This window comes from Cloacibacterium rupense (assembly GCF_014645495.1).
In the GTDB taxonomy this organism is placed as follows: Bacteria; Bacteroidota; Bacteroidia; order Flavobacteriales; family Weeksellaceae; genus Cloacibacterium; species Cloacibacterium rupense.
In genome coordinates, this window is record NZ_BMLV01000005.1 from 45613 (window position 1) to 63314 (window position 17702).

The window sequence follows — 17702 nt, forward strand, 5'->3', positions numbered from 1 at the left end:
GGTTTCGTTTTATAATTCTTTTCTCAATCTCGCGACTGGAATATTGAGTTGTTCTCTGTATTTGGCAATGGTTCTTCGGGCAATATTGTAACCTTTTTCTTTCAGAACATCTACTAGAGCATCGTCTGTAAGTGGTTTTCTCTTGTCTTCATTACCTATTACTTCTTGCAAATGATTTTTAATTTCTTTGGTAGAAACCTCTTCACCATCATCATTAGTTAAAGAATCTGAGAATAAATTCTTTAGCAAAATAATTCCGTTGGGTGTATCAGCATATTTGCTTTTTACTACTCTAGAAATGGTAGAAATATCAAAACCAGTAATATCTGCTACATCTTTCAGAATCATTGGTTTAATATTTTTTTCATCACCGGTTAAAAAATATTCTTTTTGCAACTTTACAATTGCCAAAATAGTTTGCATTAAGGTATTTTGACGTTGATTAATGGCATCTATATACCATTTTGCAGCATCTAATTTTTGCTTGATGAAAAGTGCAGCTTGTTTATGTTCTGCCGAGTTTTTATCGTGAGAATACGTATGTAAAATCTCTTTATATTCGTCTGAAACTCTAAGAGTTGGTGCATTTCTACTATTCAAAAGCGGAATAACTTGTCCGTCTTTTATTTGAATCACAAAATCTGGGATAATCTCTTGATTAATGGTGATAGTTTGGGTATCAAAATTACCTCCTACTTTCGGTGAGAGTTTAGAGATGACGTCTAAAGCATCTTTTAGATCCTCTTCTTCGATATCATATTTATTGATGATTTTAGCATAATGTTTGTTGGTTAATGCATCAAACTGATGTCTGAGTATGTTTCCAGCCAAAATTACAGCCTTATCTCGGCTTACTTTTTTCTCTATCTGTAGCAACAAACATTCTTGTAAATTTCTAGCACCTACACCAGGTGGATCTAGTTTCTGAACATAATTTTCTAAAATTTCCTTCACTCTTTCTTGAGTAGTATAAATCCCCTGAGAAAAAGCCAAATCATCTACCAAAGATTTAATTTCTCTTCTTATATATCCATCATTATCAAGATTTCCGATGATGTACTCTGCAATTTTTAAGTCATCTTCTTCTATAGCAGAAAGATGAATTTGCTCCATAAGATATTCATACAAAGATTGCCCTTCTGTAAGTAGGCTTTCATTATCATATTCCTCATCATCTGGAGAATAATTGCTGGTAGAAGTTTTGTAAGATGGTTCATCATCATACAGATATTCATCTACATCAAAATCTGTATCTATGCTATCTGTACCTTCATCATCAAAATCACTGCTATTATCTAAACTAGAAAAATCGTCCTCTCCGCTATCCTCTTTCACTACTTCTAGGGCGGGATTTTCTTCTAATTCACGCTCAAGTTCTTCCTGAAATTCTAGCGTATGAAGCTGTATCAACTTCATCAACTGAATTTGCTGCGGAGCTAATTTTTGGCCTAATTTTAATTGTAGGTTTTGTTTGAGCATTGTTTATTTTTTAGAAATTCAAAAATAAGATTTTCGACTTCTGATTTTTTTATAATTAAATTTTACAGAATTTCGAATTAAAATTCTGCATTTTTCGGAGTTCTAGGGAAAGGAATTACGTCTCTAATGTTTGTCATTCCCGTTACAAAAAGAATTAATCTTTCTAAACCAAGTCCGAAGCCAGCATGTGGAACAGAACCGAATTTTCTAGTGTCTAAGTACCACCAAAGTTCGTGTTCGTCAACGTGCATTTCTTGCATTTTAGTTTTCAAAACATCTAATCTTTCTTCTCTTTGAGAGCCTCCGATAATTTCGCCAATTCCAGGGAAAAGCACATCCATCGCTGCAACCGTTTTTCCATCTTCGTTCAATCTCATGTAGAATGCTTTGATTTCTTTAGGATAATCAAATAAAACTACTGGAGATTCAAAATGTTTTTCTACCAAATAACGTTCGTGTTCAGATTGCAAATCTGCGCCCCATTTCTCTATCGGGAATTGGAATTTTCCTTTTTTATTTTCTTTAGAATTCAATAGAATTTCGATGGCTTCAGAATAAGAAACTCTCATAAAACGTTTTTTGATTACGTTTTCTAGTTTTTCTATTAAACCTTCTTTGGCTCTATCTTTTTCTGGTTTTTGTTTTTGTTCTTCAGTAAATCGTTGGTCTAAAAATTTCAAATCATCTTTGCAATTTTCTAAAACATAGCCAATTACATATTTCAAGAAATCTTCTGCCAAATCGATATTATCTTCCAAATTATTGAAAGCAACCTCTGGTTCTACCATCCAAAACTCTGCTAAGTGTCTTGTAGTATTAGAATTTTCAGCACGGAAAGTTGGTCCAAAAGTATAAACTCTTCCCAATCCCATCGCTGCTGTTTCAGCTTCAAGCTGACCAGAAACTGTCAAATTGGTTTTCTTTCCGAAGAAATCTTGTGCAAAATCGATATCGCCGTTTTCATCTCTTGGGATTTGATTCAAATCAAAATTCGTTACACCAAACATTTCACCAGCACCTTCTGCATCGGCACCAGTAATAATTGGCGTGTTCATATAAAAGAAATGATTTTGGTTGAAGAATTGGTGAATCGCAAAACTCGCCGCACTTCTCACTCTAAAAACCGCCCCAAAAAGATTGGTTCTGAAACGAAGGTGAGCCTGGTCACGAAGAACTTCTAAAGAGTGTTTCTTCGGTTGAAGAACAGTTTTTTCCATTTCTTCAGAAAAATTATCACCCAAAATGGTAATTTTTTTAGCAATAATTTCTATATCTTGACCTTTTCCTTCGCTTTCTATTACTTCGCCAGTAATTTTAAGAGAAGAAGCAGTTTTGATGTTTTTGATAACATTTTCATCGAAATTTTCGAAATCTACAACAATTTGTACATTATTTATGGTAGAACCATCATTCAACGCGATGAAACGATTAGAACGAAACGCTCTTACCCAACCTTGTACTGTAATATCGTGGTGTAATAATTTTTTATAATCACCTAAAATTTCTTTAATAGTCTGCTTGCTCATAACTTCATAAATACTATGGACGGCAAATTTATGAAATTTTGGCGTAATTTTTGATGATAGACATCATTTTTTAAAAATTGATTATAGGAAAGCTTCTCTTTCCGTTTTTATTCCAGAAACCAATTTGCAAACCTTTCATATCAGAACAGTTGTTAATAAGTCCAATTTGCAAACCTCTACATTTTGCACCTACATTAGCAAAAGTTGCAATTGCAACGCCTTTTTGAGTATGATGAAGATTAAATAAAGGAGAAATTGCAAGTCCATTGATTACAGACGGCGCACCTAAATTACTAGAGACATTAACTTCTAGTCCGTTGGTAACTGTCGGCTCCATATTTACGATCGATAATTGCAAACCATTGATTTTATTCATTTTTTCAGGAATTGCAGTACTTCCAATTTCATCAAAAGACCATTTATCTATTTCAGGGATGCTCACTAAAACCAATATAGGGAAAAATACTCCTAACGGATTAACCCCAAATCCAATTCCATTAACTTTTTTTGGAGAAATTTCCGTGTCAATTTCATCAAAATATTTTATCAATACTCCGTTTATATTTTGACTTTTTTTGGAAGGTGAAAAACCAATAATTTTAGTTTTTTGAGAAATAAGCAAACTATCTTGAAACGTTTGTCCTTTTAAAAGAAAGCTAAAACAAGTTAATATTACTAAAAGAAACAGTTTTTTCATTGTCTTGAATTTTAAAATTTACAAGACAAAACTAGGTTGAACTTTTCTAAAAAAAATTGATTGAAATCAAGAGCAGAAAAAATTACTCATCTTTTTTAGACGGCACCAAGAAAACATCCATCAAACCTTCTGGTAATTGCATTGTAATAAATTTTTCATCTCGGTTTACTTCTAAAATCCAATCTTTAATGATAGGGATCACTATTTCTTTGTCAGCTAATTTTAAGATAAAATAATGTTGCGCGGTTTGATCATTTACTTCTACAATATTTCCACAAGATTTACCGTCTTCTTCTCTTATTTCAAAACCGATAACTTCATGGTAGTAGAACTGTTTTCCAGAAAGTTTTGGCAACGTAGAAAGTGGAAGAAAAACGTTTTTTCCAATTGATTGTTCTACCAATTGTTCAGAAGAATTTTTGAAGGTGATGATTTTAGAATTATCATTTCCCCATTGTTGTTTTTCTATAAAAAAAGGAACTAAAAGTCCGTTCACTTCCACGAAAATTCCTTCTAGTTTATTGTACAATTCTGGTTGATCTGTATCTAGTTTTATGATTACATTTCCCTTTAAACCGTGTTTTCTGGTAATTTTTCCTAAAAAATAGCAATCTTTTTTATTCATTATCAAGGTTTTAAAATGAGAGAGACGCGATAAATCGCGCCTCTACAAATTTAGTTATTTTTTTAAACTGATTAAGCTTCTGCTTCAGTACCTTCAGCTTCAGCAGCTGGAGTTTCTTCAGCAGTTTCAGCTACTACTTCTTCTGCAGGAGCGTTTGCAGCTTCTTCAGCAGCTTTAGCATCTGCTTCAGCTTGTGCAGCAGCAGCAATTCTAGCTTCGTTTACTTTAGCTTCAGCTTCTAGAGCAGCTTTTTTAGCAGCTTCTTTAGATTGCGCTAAACCATCTTTTTTAGAGTTTACAGCAGCTTCTTTGCTTTCTAACCAAGCGTTGAATCTTTTTTCAGCTTCAGCTTCATCGAAAGCACCTTTAGCAACACCACCTTGTAAGTGTTTTTTAAGTAAAGCACCTTTGTAAGAAAGGATAGCTCTTGCAGTATCAGTTGGTTGAGCACCGTTATTTAACCATTTTACAGCAGCATCTACATCTAGTTCGATGGTTGCAGGATTTGTAATTGGGTTATAAACGCCTAATTTTTCGATGAATCTACCATCTCTTCTAGCTCTAGCGTCTGCTACTACGATGTGGAAAAAAGGTTTTCCTTTTTTACCGTGTCTTTGTAATCTAATTTTTACTGACATATTGTTGTGAAATTTATGGGAACTCGTCCCTGTTAATATTTTAAGAGTGCAAAGATAAGAAAATTTTCTGTTTCTAAAAAATTTTGACGAAAGTTGAACGCTGGAAGTAAGAAATTAAATTTTCCCTAAATAGAAAAGCCCGATACAACGTTGGTTTTCTTCTAAATTTAAAAAATCTCCGAGATGATTAATCACATTGTGCGAACTCCAATAACAACCAATTTCGTTTGCTGTACAAGTAAGATACATATTCTGTACTGCCATTGCTGTAGCCGCGATTTCTTCCCATTCTGGAACCAAGCCACTAAAATTTACTGAAATGGTAATCATGACATTAGATTTTGAAATTTTGTCTTCAAAATCCAAATATTTTTTCTCTAAAAACAAATGTTCTGGCGTGGTTTTTTTATAAATTCTCTGAATTTCTTTAGCCAAATTTTGTTTTTTATCATTTTTAAAAACTTTAAAACGCCAAGGTTTTGTTCTTTTATGATTGGGAGCAAAATTTGCAGCATTTAGAATTTCATCTAAAATTTCATCTAAAATTTCTTCTCCAGAATAATCTTTTGGGAAGACACTTCTTCTACTTTCTATAATTTCTTTTACTATTTCTGATTTTTTCATTTTCAAATTTTTATAAAACTTCTAAAATTTCTTGATGAATTTTGTTGAGCACAAAAGAATCTCCAACAGATTTTCCTGCCATTATTTTGTACATCGGACTTTCGGTAGAAATCGCATAAAATCTGGTGTTTTCAAAGAAAAACTCACCCAAAGAAACCGAAATATAAAACCTCGCTTTATTGGTAATTACTAATGAACCTAATTGCACATTTTTAGAAGTTACATTCAGTACTTTTTGCATTTCTCTTCGCATATTTTTTAGGGCAAACATTTGTTTATCAAGATGATAAATTTCTTCCTGTATTTCTTCTCTTATCGAATCATATTTTGAAGTTTTCTTTACTTCTCGACTTGCTTCTAGCGTGAAATTTAGATAAAATTCTAATGTTTTTATCTTCCCCGAAATTTGCTCATTTACAAAAGTTCTTATGTTTTCTTTGTTGTAATCTTGTTTCTGCATATTCTAAACTCGTCAAATATAAAAACAAAAAACCTTCCAAAAAATTTTGAAAGGTTTTAAAATGTCTATATTTATTATTTCTCAGAAAGTTTCTTCAACTCGTCTAAACCCTCTGTGTAAGATTTTTTCATAAAATAATCAAACATTGGTTTCATTATATTACTTGGGCGTTTCATTTCTGAATCTAAACTCCAAGTTACTTTTGTAGAATTACCTTCAGGCATTAAGACAATTTCTGCCACTGCATCTCCTGGACTAGGCCTGTAAAAAGTAATTTGCGATTTCACTTTTTTAGCAGGAATTATTTCTACAATTTTTTGTCTTCCAGAGCCAGCGTCATCTTGTTTACTGTCCCAAAAAAACTCATCACCCAACTGCCCAGAAACTCCAGAATATTCCTTTTTCATATTTGGATCTAGTTTCATCCAAGGATTCCATTCATTTATTTTCTCCATAGAATTGGCGTGTTGCCAAACTTTTTCTACAGGAGCATTAATTACTATCGATTTTTCATAATGGTATTTTTCACTAAACGTAAACATTGCAATAAGCAATACTAGAAACAGAACTATAAAAATTCCTAACATAATTTTAAAAAATTTTTTCATAACATTTAAGTTTTTAAGTTTTATCAAAGATAACTAATTTGATTTTAATTAAATTTGAAGACTTTTTAGAACACAACATATAACTATCAATCAAATGAATCCGCTTTTACAAAAATTCAACACCAAATATAACTCTGCACCTTTTAATGAAATCAAAGATGAGCATTACCTTCCTGCTTTCAAAGAACTCGTAGAAATTTCTAAAAAAGAAATTGACGAAATCGCCAATAATTCAGAAGAACCTACTTTTACCAACACCATAGAAGCTTTGGCGTATTCTGGCGAACAATTAGATGTCGTTTCTAGCATTTTTTTCAATCTAAATTCTGCGGAAACCAACGACGAAATTCAGAAAATAGCACAAGAAGTTTCGCCGATTTTATCCGAATTTTCTTCCCAAATTTCTCAAAACGAAGCACTTTTTGCTAGAATTAAAAAAGTTTTTGACGAGAAAGAAAAGTATTCATTAAATGAAGAACAACAAATGTTGCTCAATGAAACTTACAAAGGTTTTGTAAGAAATGGTGCACTTTTGAATGATGAAGACAAGAAAAAATTAGAGAAAATCAATATGGATTTGTCTCTAAAATCGCTTCAATTTGGGCAAAATGTTTTGGCAGAAACCAATAATTATTTCAAACATATTACAGACAAAAAAGATTTAGCTGGAATTCCCGAAGCTATTCTCGCACAATTTGCGGAAGAAGCCAAAGAAAGAAATTTGGAAGGATACGTTGTCACGCTTCAATATCCGAGTTATGTTCCGTTTATTACGTATTGCGAAAACCGAGAATTACGCAAGGAATTGGCACTTGAAAACGGTAAAAAAGCCTTTAAAAATAATGAATTTGATAATCAAAATTTAATTAAAGAAATTATTTCTCTAAAACAACAAAAAGCTGAAATTCTAGGTTACAAAAACTACGCTGAATATGTTTTGGAAGAAAGAATGGCAAAATCACCTGCCAAAGTTTTTGAATTTTTGAATGAATTATTAGAAAAAGCCACTCCTTTTGCTCAAAAAGAAATTGAAGAGTTGAAATCTCTTGCAAAAGCTGATGGAATTGATGAAATGCAAAGTTACGACCACGCTTTTTACGCCGAAAAACTTCGCAAAGCAAAATATGATATTGATGATGAAGAACTGAAACCTTACTTCCAACTCGATAAAGTAGAAGAAGCAGTTTTTGGTTTGGCTAAGAAACTTTTTGGATTAGAATTTGTAGAAATTAATGATGTACAAAAATATCATCCGGAAGTGAAAACATATGAAGTCAGAAGTCAGAAGTCGGAAGACGGAAGCCATGATTTTGTTGCTTTACTCTACGCTGATTATCACCCGAGAAAAGGAAAAAGAGCGGGAGCTTGGATGACGAGTTTTAAATCTCAAAAAATACAGAACGGAGAGAATGTTCGTCCACATATTTCTGTGGTTTGTAATTTTACGAAACCAACTTCGGAAACACCAAGTCTATTGACTTTCCAAGAAGTAACTACACTTTTCCACGAATTTGGGCACGCTTTACACGGAATTTTGGCGAACACGCAATATCCAACACTTTCGGGAACTTCTGTGAAATGGGATTTTGTAGAATTGCCTTCTCAATTTTTAGAAAATTATTGTTACGAACCCGAATTTCTGAAAACTTTCGCCAAACATTACCAAACTGGCGAAGTTTTACCAGACGAAAAAATCCAGAAAATAGCTGATTCTAAAAACTTTATGGAAGGTTATCAAACTTTGAGACAACTTGGTTTTGGAATTTTGGATATGACTTATCACACAAAAGTGGATGAATTGGAGAATTGGAGTGTGAAAGAATTTGAGGATAACACCACGAAGAAAACACAATTATATCCTACAAATCCTGAAACTGCGATGAGTACAAGTTTTTCGCATATTTTCCAGGGAGGTTATTCTGCGGGATATTATTCTTACAAATGGGCAGAAGTTTTAGATGCTGATGCTTTTCAATATTTCAAAGAAAATGGAATTTTCAATCCTGAAATTGCTGCAAAATACAAAGTTTTACTTTCTAGCGGTGGAACAAAAGACCCGATGGAATTGTACAAAAATTTCAGAGGAAGCGAACCGAAAGTGGAAAGTTTGTTGAAGAGAGCGTTTGGTTAATGGAAAATTGAGAATTGAAAATAAATTTTTGATGACAAATTGCTCTAATTGTTCAGAAAAATTATATAACTGATAAGGCTTAATTATTAATTTTAGAAAAATGTATTTTAATAAATTTGAAATAGAAACGATAAATACCAAAGCTCAAAATTTAGAAACATTAAAAAAAATTGTTTTCATAGGCAAAATACCAACATTTCCTTTTAATTTCGATTATGATAAAAAAACATTTTATGGTAAGATAAACAATTCCAATTTTGAAATTTCGCCTGTTATTAAAGGTAGAAATTCTTTTTCTCCAAATATAAAAGGTGAACTTATAGGCGACATAGATTCCAAAATAATTCTGAAAATGCGTCTTCATTTTTCGGTGATTGTTTTTTTGCTTTGTTTAACACTATTAATCCTCTGGAATATAAAATATTATTCAATTTATGAAGATATTCTTATTTTAACATTAATATATTTTATAACATTTTTTTTGTATTGGAAAGAATGCCAAAAAGCAAAAGTAAATTTTGAAAAATATTTTAAATAAAAACTTAAAAAATGAATTGCCCTTGTTGTTCAGGAAAATTATACGAAGAATGTTGCGAACCGTTTCATTCTAAAAAAGAGTTTCCAAAAACTGCGGAAGAACTCATGCGTTCTCGTTATGCTGCATTCGCCATTCCGAATGGTGATTATCTTTGGGAGACTACGCTTCCTAACAAAAGGAAATTTCACCATAAGACCGAGTTGGAAAACTGGGGAAAAGAAAACACTTGGACAAAACTAGAAATCATACAATCTAGCGAAAAAGAAGTAGAATTTAAGGCTTATTTCACTGATAAATTTGGGAAAGAAAACATCCACCACGAACTTTCGACTTTCAAAAAAATCGATAAAAAATGGTATTATGTTTCGGGAAAGTTTTTAGATTAAAGTAAACCTTTTTTCTTTTTTTGCCTCAAAACATACAAGTAAAGACTTTCTACTTTTTTTCTTGCCCAATCGGTTTTTCGGAGAAATTTAAGCGAAGAATTAATGCTAGGATTTTCGTTAAAACAACGGATATTGATTTGTTTCCCTAATTCTTCGAAACCATTGTAATATTCTACCAATTCTTCTAGAATGGTGTCTAGTCTTTTTCCGTGTAAAGGGTCTTTAGAAGTATGTTCCATTATTTTGTAAAAATATCAATTTTATGATGAAAAACAGAATTTTCGGAAAAACTTATTCCTTATCTTTGGATATAAATTTAGTTCAATGAAAAAAACAATCCTCACTTTAGCTTTATCTCTAATGTCAATATTATTTTTTGCTCAAGATTTCGCCAATTATTCTAAATACGAGAAAGATAACGTAAAAGTAAAATCTCAAAGTACTTTTCCAAATGCAGTTTTTATGGGAGATTCTATTACGGAAGGTTGGGTGAATTCTGACCCGAAATTCTTTTCTGATAATAATTTTGTTGGAAGGGGTATTTCAGGGCAAACCACTTCGCAAATGCTTTTGAGATTCAGAGAAGATGTGATAAATCTTCACCCCAAAAAAGTAATCATTCTGGCCGGAACCAATGATATTGCTGAAAACCAAGGAAAGATTTCTCACGATAAAATTCTAGGAAATATCATTTCTATGGTAGAATTGGCAAAAGCTAACAAAATAAAAGTGGTACTATGCTCTGTGCTTCCTGCATATGAATTTTGGTGGAGAACAGGATTACAACCAGCAGAAAAAGTAGTTGCATTAAATAAATTATTAAAAGAATATGCGCAAAAGAACAAAATTTCTTATGTAGAATATTTTGACGAAATGAAAGATGAAAGAAATGGGTTACCCAAATTATATGCTGATGACGAAGTACACCCCAATATTGCGGGTTACAAAAAAATGGAAGAAATTTTAATGAAAACCTTGAAATAAAAAAAATCCCGAAAAATTTTTCGGGATTTATCTTTTATAAAAATTGAATTTAAAATTAATGTCCAGAATGACCGTCAATTCCGTGTGCGTGACCGTGAGCTAATTCTTCAGGAGTTGCTTCACGATGATTTACAATCTCCACTTCGAAATGTAATGTTTTACCAGCCATTGGATGATTAAGGTCTGCAATCACCACTTCTGCAGTCACTTCTAAAACCACTGCTTGAAAATGATTCCCTTGATTATCAGAAAGCGGCAAAATGGCACCTACTGGCGGCATACCAGATTCTTTGAACATTTCCAAAGGCAATTGTACTATAGCTTCAGGATTTCTCTCGCCATAACCTTCTGCTGGTAGAATGGTAAATGAAGCTTTGTCACCAGTTGTTAAACCTTTGATGTTTTCTTCAAATTTAGGAATCATCATTCCTACTCCATATAAAAAGGTAAGTGGGTTTTCTACGTCTGATTTTTCTACCAAAACTTTTTCGTTGTTTTCTCCATCAGTATGAAGAATGTAGTTAAGTGCAACTACTTGTTTGTTGTCTATTGTCATAATATTTTTGATTTTAGAGAATGCTCTCTTTTTATTCTATTGTGTCAAATTTCTTGCCTTTTGAAAAATCTAGACAATTACTGCCAAATTGACTTATTTAAAAATGAGAAGAATGAACCACTCATTAAAAATCACTTTTTTTCATCAAACATTTTGAAAATTATTGGATTTCACCACTTCATTTCTAGCTTTTGCAAGCATTGGAATGGAAATAAACCCCATCACTGCCATAATCACCAATTGCATGGTGTGAGAAATAAATGCGTAAGACAAACCTATAGCTGCACCTTCTTCGAAAGTTTTACCATAAGAAAAGAAAAGGGCGCCTATACCTATTTTCATTGCAAAATGAAATGCACCGATTCCTCCAGAAGCCGGAACCATCATGCCTAAAGTTCCTACAACAATCACAAAAAATCCATCAGCAAATGTAAAATGTGAAGTTTCTGGTAAAGCAAAACACACCAAATAAGCAGCAAAATAATAGGAAACCCAAATCGCAACGGAAAGTACAATGAATTTTACTTTTTGTTTTAGTTTGAAAATAGAAGTCAATCCGTGGAAAATTCCTTTAGCAAATTCAATTAATTTTTCTCTTTTATAAATGAATAGCCCAATAACTGCTAAAAAAGCTACGACTACAAAACTTATTTTAAGATAAAAATAAAAAGCGTCAAAATCTTGAACGCCTAATTTCATCATAAATTTTTCGAAAAAATTAGGAATAAATTTTTCTTTTTTATCTTTTTGGTTGGTTACAAAATCATAAAATGAGAGAATCGCTTTATACTTAAAAACCAATGTCAATGCTAAAAATCCTAACATACAAACCAAATCTACCACTCTTTCTAGGATAATAGTTCCAAAAGATTTATCCACCGGAACTTTTTCTACGCCATACAAAGCAGTAGAACGTGCTAGTTCGCCACTTCTAGGAATGGTAAGATTCATGAGGTATCCGAAAGAAATCGTCCAAAGAGAATTTGAGTTAGATATTTGGTAACCCATAGGTTCTAGCAATAAATTCCAACGAATAGCTCTAAACCAATACGCCAACAGACCAAAAACCATGGCTGCTAATACCCAAAGATAATTGGCTTTTGCCAAAGAAATTTTTATGTTTTCAAAATCTAGTCCCCTAAAAGCCAGCCACATAAACAATGCGGCAAAAACCAAAGAAATAAGAATGGTTAAAAGATTTTTAAGCGAGAAAGATTTTTTTTGATTTTCCAAAAGAATAGGAATTTAAGTTAAAAGATTGGTTTTTTCGTCTGGGAAAATAATTTTTGGTTGGAAGGTTTTTGCTTCCTCCATAGACATTTGAGCATAAGAAATGATGATGATTACATCGCCTTTCTGCACTTTTCTAGCAGCAGGACCGTTCAGACAAATTTCACCAGATTTTTTTTTCCCCTTAATCACATAAGTATCAAAACGCTCACCATTGTTTACGTTTACAATATAAACTCTTTCTCCTACTACTAAACCAGCAGCTTCTATAAGGTCTTCATCTATCGTAATACTACCAATATAATTTAGATCTGAAGCAGTAACGGTAACACGGTGGATTTTCGATTTAAAAACTTCTATAAACATGCTGCAAATTTAATCATTTTTTATGTTAAAAAAATGCAAAATTCAAAATAACAAAAATATGCAATCAACTGATTTAAAGCACAAAATAAAACTAATCTACATGAATATCAAAAATAAATTGCATAAAAAGTAGGAAAACAAAACAAAACGTACAAAATTAACAAATTCGCAATTTAAAAATTTATTAAACAAACATTTAAAAAACACAATATTTATAGTATCTAAAAAGAATTTGAGCTATTGAAAAAGTCCATTTTTAGTTATAGATACGAATTATCATATTTAAGCTAAATCATAGAAAAAAGTATAATTATCATTAAAATTATGAAAAAAATTTGTGTAATTTCAAAATTGTTATATATTTGTCTTACATAACAAATTAACAATTAATATTTACAACTATGAACAAGTCTGAATTAATCGACGCAATCGCAAAAGATGCTGGTATCACTAAAGTTGCTGCTAAAGCTGCTCTTGAATCTTTCATTTCTAACGTAACTGCTACTCTTAAGAAAAAAGATGGTAAAGTTGCATTAGTAGGTTTCGGTACATTTTCAGTAGCCGAAAGAGCTGCAAGACAAGGTATTAACCCTGCTACAAAAAAACCAATTAAAATTGCTGCTAAAAAAGTTGCTAAATTTAAAGCTGGTGCAGACTTATCTGCTGCGGTTTCTGGAGCTAAAAAGAAATAATTAATTTTCTATAAAAAACAATAAATCGCCGGAACTAAGTTTCGGCGATTTTCTTATTTATCAAGCTTTATGAATCAAGAATTTATATAAAAAATACTTTTCCTTCTATTGCTTTAGATTTTGGTTAAATTTCACTTTCTTTTACGGAGCTAATCTAGAGATTTTCCAATCAAAATTCTCCTGAAGTTCATATATAATTCTGTCATGTAAGCGATTAGGCCTACCTTGCCAAAACTCTATTTCATATGGTTTTGCCAGATAACCTCCCCAATTTTCTGGTCTTGGAACTTCTTTGTTTTCGTACTCTTTTTCTAATTCTTTTAATTTATTTTCTAGAAATTCTCGGTTTGGGATTACAGAACTCTGATGAGAAACCACAGCCCCTAATTGGCTTCCTTTTGGTCTAGAATGGAAATATCCATCACTCAAATTTTCTGGGATTTTTTCTAATTCAGCTTTTATAATAATTTGTCTTTCAAGACTTGGCCAAAAAAAATGAAGACATGCATTAGCATTTTTTTCTATAGCTTTTCCTTTTTTACTGTTATAGTTTGTATAAAATATAAAACCTTCCCATGTATATGCCTTCAAAAGTACCATTCTAGTTCTGGGGCAACCATCTGCTTCTACAGTAGAAATTGCCATTGCATTAGCTTCTGAGACTGCAGGATTTTCTTCTGCCTCTAAAAACCAATCTCTAAACATCTCTATAGGATTTTCTTTTATCTGGCTTTCTAGCAACTGAGATTTTTCGTAAATTTTTCTTTTATCATGAAGATTTTCCATCAAAATTTTTTTTAAATTTGATACATGAATTACTCTTACAAAGGTAAAATATTAATTTCTACTCCAGATATTTCTGGTGATATATTTTCTAGATCTGTGGTTCTCATCATAGAGCATGATAATATGGGTGCCTATGGACTGATTTTGAACAAAAAAAATCACCTTATGAGTAGTAAATTGCTAGAGCTTTTTGGTTTTAACGTGGAAGTATATGAAGGTGGCCCTGTAGAAAATGACAGAATTTCATTTATTGTTAAAGGAAATCCTATCACGGAAAAATACACAAAAATTGAAGATGAATTTTATTTAACAGAAGACATAGAAGAGATTGTTTCTAGTATAATAGATGATAAATTGCCTGTAGAAAATGTAAAAGTTTTCTCTGGATACTCTGGTTGGAGCGCCAATCAGCTAGACCGAGAAATTCAAAACAAAATGTGGACCCCCGTAGAAATTTATAATTTAGACTACACTTTACCCAACGACCAAAGTCTATGGAAAAAAATTATGCAAAATCTAGGTGGTGATTTTTTGCTTTGGGCCAATTCTCCTGAAGATGTAAGTATGAATTAGGTTAAGGTTAAGATTTTAACAAAATTTTAATATTTCTTTTAGAAATTCTTTGGAAGGAAGTTCCGTTTTTAATGTAAATCAAATAAAAAAGAACTCGGTAAATGACCATCTGATAAGGTTGTTTCCCGAGTTCGTCTATTAAAAAAAATCCTTCTCTTTAATGGAGAAGGATATTAATTTAAAAAACTATTTTTCCATGCATCTAGCATTGTTTTATATCTTTGGTTTGTAAATTCTTTGTTTCTAATTTTAGATACGGTAAAAATCCCTTTTTCATCTGAAATCAATAGAATTTCATCAGCTTTTTGAGTTTCAAAAGCGCTTAATTCTGCTTCTTCTATAGAAGCCAAATTATTTTTGTGCACAAATGTTACAAAATTTTCCATCAATGGAGAAATGTATGCGCCTTCTGTTTGTTTTGGAATCTTTATGATATCTTCTTCTAATAAAAGTAAATTTCCAAAAATAGACCTGGCTATTTTTTTATCAGGATTCAATAGAATCACATCATCTAAATCATTCTCTTTAGCATAAATTTCCGCATAAATATTTTCTGGAGAATGCACCTTTATATTGCTCAAAACGTTTGTATTTACTGAAATTTCTTTGATGATATCCATCTCATATTTCTCTGAAACTTCAAGGACATCAATTTTTGGTTTTAATTCAAAATAAAAATGAACAGGCGTTTTTGCAGATAAAACTTCGTCTCTATTTCTATAAGCTAAAAATTCTATTACTGCATCTTTGATTGCATTTTCTAGAATAGATTTTGTGAACATTTCTGAGAAAAATTCTAGCGTAAAAGTAAGAGGAATATTCATTCTCATTTTTCGCATAGAAGCCATCAAAAAGAAGTAGCATTCTTCTGCCATAATCAATTGAGTATCTTTCACAAAAAAATGAACTTTTACAGCATCACCATATAAGAAAGCATTATTTTGGAAAGCTTTATCTTGGTTTTTTTCTCCGTCTATGTATATCATAAAATTGCAATTAAAAAAGTATAAAAAAAAGAAAAATTGATAACTGAGTTCTCAATTATCAATTAATTTTATATCTAGAATAAACTAAGCAGCGCCTAATTTAATTTGTAGGTTTTCTATCAAATTATCCCAATACAATCTGCTTTCATTTTCATCACCTTTGTCACAAAAGTCTGTAATATTAAGAGAAAGGTCATTGGTAATTTCATCAATAGCAATGGTCATTTCAAAGAAATATTTAGTGCCTTCGTCTTCTTCCCAACGAAATCTCACAAAACTTTCTGGCTTGTATCTAATTAATGTAGCTTTTTCTGCAGGGCCACCATTCCAACTAAAATAGAAATCATCACCTCTTTCTACTACCTCATCTGCAAACCATTCTGCAAGACCTTCTGCACTGGCAAGATATTCATACAAAATCTCTGATTGACAATGCATTGGATATTCAAACTGTACTTTAGTTTTCGTCATACTTCACCTTTTTTTCGGTGTCGCAATATATAAATTAATTTTTTATTTATGCAATACTTTTGTTATAAAAATTCACAATATTTCATGAAATTAAGCATAAAAAATGTTTTCAAAATTTTTGAAAACACTTTGCTATTGATTTTACATTTTAACTTTACTATTCTACTTCATCTAAAGCAGCCAAAATAATCTGGCAACCTTTTCGTATTTCATCTTTGGTCAAAGTAAGAGGTGGCGAGATTCTCATGAACTCATTTCGATACAATTGCCAAAAAACAATCAAGCCTTTTTCCATACATCTTTTTGCTACTCTAAGTGTATAGTCTGGTGATTCTAATTCAACTGCCAACATCAGACCTCTTCCGTTTACTTTTTTAATTTTTGGATGAACCAATAATTCTCTGAAAAGAGTTTCTTTTTCGTAAACTTCTTCCATCAATCCACTTTCTAAAACTTCTTTCAGAGTTGCATAACTAGAAGCAGCAATTAAAGGATTCCCCCCAAAAGTAGTGATATGTCCCAATTTAGGAGAATGCTGAAGCGATTGCATGGTTTCAGCAGAACTCATAAAAGCGCCTACCGGAACTCCGCCACCCATTCCTTTTCCCATGACCAAAATGTCGGGTACTATATTATAATGTTCAAAAGAAAAAAGTTTACCCGTTCTACCAAATCCTGGTTGAATTTCATCCAAAATCAATAAAGCACCAACTTCTTCGCATCTTTTTTTCAAGTTTTTAAAATAATCTTGAGAAGGCGTGAGAAAACCTGCGGCACCTTGTATAGTTTCTGCGATTACACAGGCTGTTTTTTTGGTAATTTTTGAAAATTCTTCTTCATTATTAAACTCTATAAAACTAATCATTGGCAATAATGGTCTGAACTCTCTCTTATGAAACTCATTCCCAGAAACCGAAAGTGCACCATGAGTATTGCCGTGATAAGAATTTTTCATGGAGATAATTTCTTCTCTGCCTGTATATCTTTTGGCCAATTTAAGAGCGCCATCAATTGCTTCTGCACCAGAATTAACCAAATAAGTAACTTCTAATGGTTCTGGTGTAGCTTCTGCTAATAATTGACAAAGTGCCACAGGTTTTTCCTGAGCATATTCACCATAAACCATTACGTGAAGATACTTTTCTGTTTGTTCTTTTATGGCATTTACAACTTTAGGATGAGAATGCCCCAAAGTATTGGCAGAAACACCCGCTACAAAATCTAGATAAGCCTTGCCATCTTTACCATAAATGTAACTTCCTGCGGCTTTTTCTACCTCGAAACCTGCTGCAAAAGGTGTAGTCTGTGCTTGATATTTGAAAAATTCTTGCTTCATAGTGCAAAGA

22 protein-coding genes are annotated in these 17702 nt (G+C 32.0%); 6 read left to right on the top strand and 16 right to left on the bottom strand.

The annotated features are described in order from the left end of the window. Window positions 1-9 precede the first annotated feature (9 nt). The 8 genes from rpoN to IEW40_RS10845 form a co-directional block, all read right to left on the bottom strand. Window positions 10-1479 carry an RNA polymerase factor sigma-54 gene (gene rpoN / locus IEW40_RS10810; protein ID WP_188618116.1) on the bottom strand — a complete coding sequence of 490 codons (1470 nt, stop codon included), beginning with the start codon at window positions 1477-1479 and terminating at the stop codon, window positions 10-12. A 77-nt stretch (window positions 1480-1556) separates the two neighbouring features. Next, window positions 1557-3005, bottom strand: coding sequence for an asparagine--tRNA ligase (gene asnS / locus IEW40_RS10815; protein ID WP_188618117.1), 1449 nt, complete (start codon window positions 3003-3005; stop codon window positions 1557-1559). 70 nt (window positions 3006-3075) lie between these two features. Next, on the bottom strand, window positions 3076-3702 hold the full coding sequence (locus tag IEW40_RS10820) for an LA_2272 family surface repeat-containing protein (protein WP_188618118.1): 627 nt from the start codon (window positions 3700-3702) through the stop codon (window positions 3076-3078). Between the two features lie 82 nt (window positions 3703-3784). After that, window positions 3785-4327, bottom strand: coding sequence for a ribosome maturation factor RimM (gene rimM / locus IEW40_RS10825; protein WP_188618119.1), 543 nt, complete (start codon window positions 4325-4327; stop codon window positions 3785-3787). A gap of 71 nt (window positions 4328-4398) precedes the next feature. Further along, window positions 4399-4965 (bottom strand): 30S ribosomal protein S16, encoded by a 567-nt coding sequence (locus IEW40_RS10830; protein ID WP_188618120.1) that lies wholly within the window; start codon window positions 4963-4965, stop codon window positions 4399-4401. Window positions 4966-5079: 114 nt separating this feature from the next. Then, a complete protein-coding gene (locus IEW40_RS10835; protein WP_188618121.1) occupies window positions 5080-5589 on the bottom strand; it encodes a nitroreductase family protein in 510 nt (169 codons plus the stop codon). Between the two features lie 10 nt (window positions 5590-5599). Next, complete coding sequence (locus tag IEW40_RS10840) at window positions 5600-6049, bottom strand: hypothetical protein (RefSeq protein WP_188618122.1); 450 nt, start codon at window positions 6047-6049, stop codon at window positions 5600-5602. Between the two features lie 74 nt (window positions 6050-6123). After that, on the bottom strand, window positions 6124-6657 hold the full coding sequence (locus tag IEW40_RS10845) for an SRPBCC family protein (RefSeq protein WP_188618123.1): 534 nt from the start codon (window positions 6655-6657) through the stop codon (window positions 6124-6126). A 94-nt stretch (window positions 6658-6751) separates the two neighbouring features. On the opposite strand from IEW40_RS10845, the gene IEW40_RS10850 reads away from it, so the two are divergent. From IEW40_RS10850 to IEW40_RS10860, 3 genes are all read left to right on the top strand, one after another. After that, window positions 6752-8788 (top strand): M3 family metallopeptidase, encoded by a 2037-nt coding sequence (locus IEW40_RS10850; protein ID WP_188618124.1) that lies wholly within the window; start codon window positions 6752-6754, stop codon window positions 8786-8788. Window positions 8789-8888: 100 nt separating this feature from the next. After that, window positions 8889-9326: a hypothetical protein gene (locus IEW40_RS10855; RefSeq protein ID WP_188618125.1), complete on the top strand. Its 438-nt coding sequence runs from the start codon at window positions 8889-8891 to the stop codon at window positions 9324-9326. Window positions 9327-9337: 11 nt separating this feature from the next. Then, on the top strand, window positions 9338-9712 hold the full coding sequence (locus IEW40_RS10860) for a YchJ family protein (protein WP_188618126.1): 375 nt from the start codon (window positions 9338-9340) through the stop codon (window positions 9710-9712). Here the strand turns inward: IEW40_RS10860 and IEW40_RS10865 are convergent. Next, the gene (locus IEW40_RS10865) at window positions 9709-9951 is read right to left on the bottom strand and encodes a VF530 family protein (protein ID WP_188618127.1); all 243 of its coding nucleotides are present in this window, start codon (window positions 9949-9951) and stop codon (window positions 9709-9711) included. The two genes, IEW40_RS10860 and IEW40_RS10865, sit on opposite strands and share 4 nt — an antisense overlap. Window positions 9952-10036: 85 nt before the next feature. Here IEW40_RS10865 and IEW40_RS10870 point away from each other — a divergent pair, with 85 nt between their 5' ends. Then, window positions 10037-10696 (top strand): SGNH/GDSL hydrolase family protein, encoded by a 660-nt coding sequence (locus IEW40_RS10870; RefSeq protein WP_188618128.1) that lies wholly within the window; start codon window positions 10037-10039, stop codon window positions 10694-10696. 55 nt (window positions 10697-10751) lie between these two features. Here IEW40_RS10870 and IEW40_RS10875 read toward each other — a convergent pair whose 3' ends face one another. From IEW40_RS10875 to panD, 3 genes are all read right to left on the bottom strand, one after another. Continuing rightward, window positions 10752-11252 carry an FKBP-type peptidyl-prolyl cis-trans isomerase gene (locus IEW40_RS10875; RefSeq protein WP_188618129.1) on the bottom strand — a complete coding sequence of 167 codons (501 nt, stop codon included), beginning with the start codon at window positions 11250-11252 and terminating at the stop codon, window positions 10752-10754. A 144-nt stretch (window positions 11253-11396) separates the two neighbouring features. Beyond that, the gene (locus tag IEW40_RS10880) at window positions 11397-12407 is read right to left on the bottom strand and encodes a lysylphosphatidylglycerol synthase transmembrane domain-containing protein (RefSeq protein WP_373283805.1); all 1011 of its coding nucleotides are present in this window, start codon (window positions 12405-12407) and stop codon (window positions 11397-11399) included. Between the two features lie 90 nt (window positions 12408-12497). Continuing rightward, on the bottom strand, window positions 12498-12848 hold the full coding sequence (gene panD, locus IEW40_RS10885; RefSeq protein WP_188618131.1) for an aspartate 1-decarboxylase: 351 nt from the start codon (window positions 12846-12848) through the stop codon (window positions 12498-12500). 401 nt (window positions 12849-13249) lie between these two features. On the opposite strand from panD, the gene IEW40_RS10890 reads away from it, so the two are divergent. Continuing rightward, a complete protein-coding gene (locus IEW40_RS10890; protein ID WP_188618132.1) occupies window positions 13250-13540 on the top strand; it encodes an HU family DNA-binding protein in 291 nt (96 codons plus the stop codon). A 141-nt stretch (window positions 13541-13681) separates the two neighbouring features. Here the strand turns inward: IEW40_RS10890 and pdxH are convergent, their stop codons facing one another. After that, a complete protein-coding gene (gene pdxH / locus IEW40_RS10895; RefSeq protein ID WP_188618133.1) occupies window positions 13682-14326 on the bottom strand; it encodes a pyridoxamine 5'-phosphate oxidase in 645 nt (214 codons plus the stop codon). A 24-nt stretch (window positions 14327-14350) separates the two neighbouring features. On the opposite strand from pdxH, the gene IEW40_RS10900 reads away from it, so the two are divergent. Next, window positions 14351-14899, top strand: coding sequence for a YqgE/AlgH family protein (locus IEW40_RS10900; RefSeq protein ID WP_188618134.1), 549 nt, complete (start codon window positions 14351-14353; stop codon window positions 14897-14899). A gap of 173 nt (window positions 14900-15072) precedes the next feature. Here IEW40_RS10900 and IEW40_RS10905 read toward each other — a convergent pair whose 3' ends face one another. From IEW40_RS10905 to IEW40_RS10915, 3 genes are all read right to left on the bottom strand, one after another. Then, window positions 15073-15882, bottom strand: coding sequence for an aminotransferase class IV (locus IEW40_RS10905; protein ID WP_188618322.1), 810 nt, complete (start codon window positions 15880-15882; stop codon window positions 15073-15075). A gap of 87 nt (window positions 15883-15969) precedes the next feature. Beyond that, window positions 15970-16356 (bottom strand): START-like domain-containing protein, encoded by a 387-nt coding sequence (locus IEW40_RS10910; protein WP_188618135.1) that lies wholly within the window; start codon window positions 16354-16356, stop codon window positions 15970-15972. Window positions 16357-16513: 157 nt separating this feature from the next. Next, a complete protein-coding gene (locus IEW40_RS10915; protein ID WP_188618136.1) occupies window positions 16514-17692 on the bottom strand; it encodes an aspartate aminotransferase family protein in 1179 nt (392 codons plus the stop codon). Window positions 17693-17702: the final 10 nt, after the last annotated feature.